At 44.7% G+C, this 3,627-nt stretch carries 2 protein-coding genes; both read right to left on the minus strand.

The window, feature by feature from the left end; translation table 11 throughout:
* A partial coding sequence (locus tag JUI58_RS12820) for a filamentous hemagglutinin N-terminal domain-containing protein (RefSeq protein WP_204104187.1) occupies positions 1 to 311 on the minus strand: 311 nt, incomplete at its 3' end.
* A gap of 137 nt (positions 312 to 448) precedes the next feature.
* Positions 449 to 3,627, minus strand: a 3,179-nt coding sequence (locus tag JUI58_RS12825) for a CHAT domain-containing protein (RefSeq protein ID WP_204104188.1), incomplete at its 5' end; no start/stop codon positions are given.

Here is a 3,627-nt window from a genome sequence, read left to right on the forward strand (position 1 = left end):
AAGCCATTAATTAGAGAAGGATTTCCCCCAACAACGCGACTTAAAATGTTACGAATTTCCGGTGCAGAGAGAAAATTAGCAATTTGTCCGGCATCGATTCCAAACTCCTCGAAACTGTGAAATAAGTTCTGTTTGTCTCCTGATAATATTCCTCCTTCAATATTAAATTTTTGTCCGTCCACATTAATCAAAGTCTCTGTACTGTTGGACTCGGGAACAATAGATTGAGCCATAACGGAAGGAGAGATACCCCATGCCGCGAATAAAATTGCAATGGGAGTAAAATAAGGGAGCGATCGCCAACATATCATCGTGATAATTCCTTTGTGATTAGATATACCCCTATTTTTGTTCTTTTCAGTATATGCGAGATTTCTTGGTAAAAATAACAAAATGACTGTAAAGATTTCGTGAATTTTTCTTTTGGGAAAGATAAAGATAAGTGAAATTACCAAGGAGAACCAACTAAAGTAAAAGCACTCCAATAGTACGGATGAGAGAAATCGCGATCGCGAAATCCTTCTAAAAGCAATTGATTGGCATTTCCCAACTCAGGCGATCGCGCAATATTTTCCCAGAAATCCCCCGCGAGACTTTCACCGCGAATCATAGCAATTTGCGCCCGTCGTAAGGCTTCTGCTTTAATGGTGACATCAGGATTGTAGAGATGGCGATAGAACTCTCCCATTAAGTTCAAAGTTGCCCCATCGGAGACATACCACAAACTCGCCAACGCAGACTTAGCCCCCGTATTCACCGCCAAACCCGCAAATCCCAACTCTGCATCTAAATCCCCCAATGCCGTGCGACAGGCACTTAAAACCAGTAATTCGATGGGGTTTTCTTGGGTCAAGCCCAATTCCCGCAGGCGATCGAACGCGAGTTTGTCGTTCCACAGTTGAATGTGAGCATTATCTTTATCTCCCGCTTGAAAGTCCGCATGGGTAGCAAGGTGAAGGATTTGATGGTTTCGGCTTCTAGCATTGGTTTTGAGATTATCGAAGGTAAAACCTTGATTGAGAATGGCTGTTCCCTCTGCTAATTGCTTGGTAATGAGGGCTAATTCTACCGGAACTGCGGGTAAGGGGTCGTATTCACTAAATTCTGAGGCTCCCATGGCCAAAACGCGAGCATTGTGTAAAGAAGCATAGCGGCTATTTGTGAGGCTGATGCTAGGAATCACTCCCAAGCTATATTTCTCTACTAGGAACTGTTCTCCGTCGTGTAAAGCTGCAAGGGGAACCCCTCGCAACCCCGCATCCAAACTGAAAATAAGAGTATCGACGTTCTCTAATTCCGATGCGAGGGGGGCAATGAGCCAATTATACAACTGTCGAGATGATGCCAGATACGCAGTAGGACGGCGAGTGTTGACAATGTTTTGACGCAAGTTTGCGACGGTTTGTTGTAGTGGGATCGCACTGGCCTCGGGAACGACTTTACGAACGATCTGGTCTTCTGGGGTCACGAGAACCAATTCTAATTGTTCGGGGAAGGAAACTGCGTAGACGATCGCGGGACGAGTTCCAGTGTCTCGGGTGATGTTTTTCAGAGTTGCACGGATATTTTCTACAATATCTTTTTCTTCGTTTTTGCTACTACATTCTTTCCCACTAAAATCTTCACAGAAGACAACTTCTACCCAGCTAACTGCTTCGTTCATATCTTCACTAGCAAGGGCGTTTTGCAAGTTGGTGCGAACGGTTTGTAAGATGGAAGAAGTGTTAATGGGTTGAGAGGTCAATCCTTGGGGGCGATCGGCTAAGGAAATCTCGAATTCTTGTAAGAGGGAGAAATCAGGAGATTGTTCTGCATTTGGAGTCGGGGTCACATCTTCCCCTATGACTGTCAAACTCTCCCCTATGACTGAAGGTTCAGGAAGCAGTTCAAATGCACCAATATCAGTAAACGAGTCTCGGAAAAATCCTCGTTGATCGGTTGGGGGCGCACCATTGTTCCTTCCTCGGTTGATGGCGGGGCTGGTAGAATTAAGGGCATGGGTTTGGGTTGCACCGCCATTGTTGGCGAGGGGAAGGAGTTGGGGATCGACTCCGGTGATGTTCCCCCCACCTAGAGTCAGGTTAGTTGCACCGGAAGTATTGCCAATGAGATTGAAGTTAAAGGTACTTCCGGTAAAGTCTCCTGCAAGGTCGTTTCCTGTCCCGTTGGCAATGTTTTTGGCGATAATTGTGTTGGTAATATCCAGGGTACCGTTTTGCCTGTAAATACCGCCGCCATTTGTTGCTGCTGTGTTGTAGGCGATCGTGCTATTGGTTATCGTTCCTCCAGCAACGGAATGAATTCCACCCCCAAACGAACCACTTGAGTTCCCCGAAATCGTGCTATTGGTTAATGTCAATGTACCCAATGAATTAATTCCACCGCCTTGAATATTACTTGAATTCCCTGAAACAGTACTATTTGTTAGGGTTAGTGTCGATCCAAGCACTGAATGAATTCCACCACCTTGAGCGCTACTTAAATTATCTGATACGGTGCTATTTGTTAGTGTTAGTGGTGATGCACCTGCCCCATAAATCCCACCACCTATTTGAGGAGCGGAGTTCCCTGAAACTGTACTATTTGTTAACATCAATGCACCTGATGAATGAATTCCACCACCGTGAAAACCACTTGTGTTAACCGATACAGTGGTATTTGTTAGGGTTAATGTTCCTGTCCCAGTATGATTAATTCCTCCTCCATTTCCTATTCCTGCTGAATTTCCATTCTGAATGGTTAGATTCTTAATCGTGGCATTATTTGCAGAAATATTAAAAACGCGACTGTTTCCTCCACCATTAAGGAACAAGCTATTTTGTCCCGATCCGTCAACGATCAAACCCTCATCGTTAATATCAAATCCTGTATTTCCAAATGTTACGTTATCAATGGTAATCGTTCCAGTGACGTTAAAAGCAATGGTATCGTTGGGATTAGCGCTTGCTAGAGCTTCCCGTAGTGTTGTGAATGAGTCAACTGTGATGTTATCGAGGAGACTATTAACAGTAATTGTTGCTAATTTCCCATCCCAGTGAGTTAAAATCTCATCTGTAAACGGTGCGATCGCGGCAATATTTCCCGTACTATACTCCAATACCCAATTGCCTCCATAATTGGCACTCCCCGTCGCATCGATCGAAGCTGCTACATCTGCACCCGTCGCGTTAGCAATTTGCGCCACCAAACTTTCCCCTGCTGCTCCTAAAGCTGTAAAACAACTATAGAGCAAAATATCCGCAGTAGGAGAGAGGGACTCTCCCCAGCTTTCCATTTCAGTGCGATACTGGTGAAAATTTTGCGCTGTAATAAAATCTTTTCCCAACCATAACTCCCCTGCATTGCCCTCTGCCACAATCGTTAAAGTTTCAATGGGTTTCTTAGCAAAATCCAAAACCTCGCCAATCTTAGCAATACCATCCTCATTTCTCAAGACTAAACGAGAAACTGTCCCTGCTTTTCCCCCATAGAGTAATTGATAGGGATTATCGGCGCGATCGTCAATGAAAGTATAGTCCCAAGATTCCCCAACTTCTCCAAAGCGCATTACTGTAGGACTATGTTGCGTTCCATCCCCCGTGCGAATTAACGTTGCATCGTCCGGTTGAATGGGATTAACTGCTGCTA

Source organism: Spirulina sp. CCY15215, assembly GCF_016888125.1.
Taxonomy (GTDB): Bacteria; Cyanobacteriota; Cyanobacteriia; order Cyanobacteriales; family Spirulinaceae; genus CCY15215.